The organism is Synechococcus sp. WH 5701 (genome assembly GCF_000153045.1).
Lineage (GTDB): Bacteria > Cyanobacteriota > Cyanobacteriia > PCC-6307 > Cyanobiaceae > Regnicoccus_A > Regnicoccus_A antarcticus.
Genome location: NZ_AANO01000051.1, coordinates 1 through 1,666, shown reverse-complemented (window position 1 = coordinate 1,666; position 1,666 = coordinate 1). Strand labels below are relative to the sequence as shown.

General features: G+C 60.7%; 1 protein-coding gene. It reads right to left on the bottom strand.

From position 1 onward, the window contains the following. The coding region (locus tag WH5701_RS00260; protein ID WP_198005096.1) for an HAD-IC family P-type ATPase at nt 1–1,627 on the bottom strand (1,627 nt) is incomplete at its 3' end. Nucleotides 1,628–1,666 lie beyond the last annotated feature (39 nt).

Genomic DNA, 1,666 nt, shown 5'->3' with positions numbered 1-1,666 from the left:
CGGCGGCGAGCGCCAGCAGGCGTTGCTCGTCACCGTCGCTGGCATGAACCCGGGTAACTGCCGGATGGCCTTCGGTGATGGTGCCGGTTTTATCCAGTATCACCAGATCCAGCTTGCCAGCGGTCTGCAGGGCATCGCCCTGGCGGATCAGCGCGCCGTATTCCGCGGCCTTGCCAACTCCAACCATTACCGACATGGGCGTGGCCAGGCCCAGGGCACAGGGGCAGGCGATGATCAGCACCGTGGTGGCCGCCACCATCATATGAACTACGGCCGGTTCCGGCCCGACGTTGTACCAGACCAGCGCCGCCACAACAGCAATCAGCATCACGGTGGGCACGAACACCGACGAAATCTTGTCCGCAAGCCGTCCAATGGCAGGCTTCAAGCCCTGGGCTTTTTTCACCAGCTTGATGATTTGAGCCAGCGCAGTGTCACTGCCAACCCGGGTGGCCTCGTAGACTATGGAACCATGGGTGTTGAGGGTGCCGGCAGACACCTCATCGCCTTCCGATTTGCTCACCGGCATGGGCTCACCCGTGAGCATGCTCTCATCAATGCGAGTAGAGCCTTCGGCAATCACGCCGTCGACCGGCAGTTTCTCACCGGGTCTTACCCGGATGTGGTCGCCCTTGAGAACCTCCTCGACCGGAAGATCCTGCTCTTCACCATCGCGAATCACCCGCGCCGTTTTTGCCCGCAGGTCCAGCAATCTGCGAACCGCCGCTGATGTCTTGCCTTTAGCCCGAAGCTCCAGCGCCTGGCCCAGATTGATAAGGCCGATAATCATCGCCGAGGCCTCAAAGTAGACATGGCGGGCCATCTCCGGGAGCGCACCGGGAATACTCGCCACGACAATGGAATAGAGCCAGGCGGTGCCGGTACCCAGGGCAATCAGGGTGTCCATGTTGGCGTTGTGGTGACGGAACGCTTTCCAGGCACCGGTGTAGAAATGACCGCCGGTGGCGGCCATCACGATCAGTGTCAACAGACCCAGTCCGAGCCAGGTGCCCTGGTTGGCGTCCGTCACCATCATGGTTCCGAAGCCCATACCCCAAACCATCAGCCCAAGCCCCAGGCCCAGACTCACAGCCATCTTCGCCAGTAGGGTCTTGTACTGTTTCCGGTCTTCCTCCTGCTTGCGGTCATCGGCTTCGTCCTCGTCCGCAATCACGCTGGCGCCATAACCAGCACTCTCAACCGCCTTCACAAGTGACTCGGGATCGGCATCCCCCGTGGCGGTGGCGGTGTTGTCTGCCAGGTTCATATGCGCATGGCTGATCCCGGAAACCGACATCAGGGCCTTTTCAATCGTATTGACACAAGAGGCACAGGTCGCACCTGTCACCGAAAGATGAATCTGCTCATCCGCTCCGGTTGTCGCGTCAGAGCTGGCAGGTGCCGAACGTTCACCGGTTGCCCGGTCTTGAGCGCTGTCGTTGGAGTGACCCTTATCCTGATGGGCTGGAGAACAGCAACTCCCCGGCTTGGCGTCTTCTTCAAAAGGCTCAGCCGGGTAACCAGTCTCGGTAACAATACGCGCGGCCTCAGAGGCATCCACTCCCTCCGGCAAGGCCACGGTCTGTTTTTCCAGATCGACGTCAACGAGCCCGGTATCGCCGGTCAACGGCTCCAGGCGTTACGAATCTTCTTCGCACAGCCCTGG